The organism is Streptomyces sp. SID11385, assembly GCF_010548245.1.
Lineage (GTDB): Bacteria > Actinomycetota > Actinomycetes > Streptomycetales > Streptomycetaceae > Streptomyces.
This window is the reverse complement of sequence record NZ_JAAGLR010000844.1, coordinates 1-320: the sequence shown is the minus strand read 5'-3', so window position 1 is coordinate 320 and position 320 is coordinate 1. Positions and strand designations below refer to the sequence as shown.

Sequence of the window (320 nt, the reverse complement as noted above, 5' to 3'; positions counted from 1 at the left end):
GCGGCGGGCGGGGCGGTGGAGGGCTCCCCGAGGCGGGCGAGGGCCTTCCCCCGTACCGCCGCGAGGGCGAGCACGGGCGGACGGCGCCACAGCACCTCGGGGGTCGGGACCGGCGCCCGCCGCATCGCCTCGACCTCGGCCTCGGTCCGCGAGGGATCGCCGTCCACCTTCAGGAACACGTCTGCGACCCGGAGGGTCGCACGCTCGGAGTGGGCGACGACGACTTCGACTTCATCCATGCGACAAGTCTCCGGGACGCGCCCGCTTCCGTCTCTCCCGGACACCCGCCGCCCCACCGCCGGGCCGCCCCACCGCCCGGC

General features: G+C 77.2%; 1 pseudogene. It reads right to left on the bottom strand.

Annotated features, from left to right (window positions below):
• Positions 1 to 239 (bottom strand): annotated as a pseudogene (locus G3I42_RS25395) (aminoglycoside phosphotransferase family protein); the annotation flags it as partial.
• Positions 240 to 320: the final 81 nt, after the last annotated feature.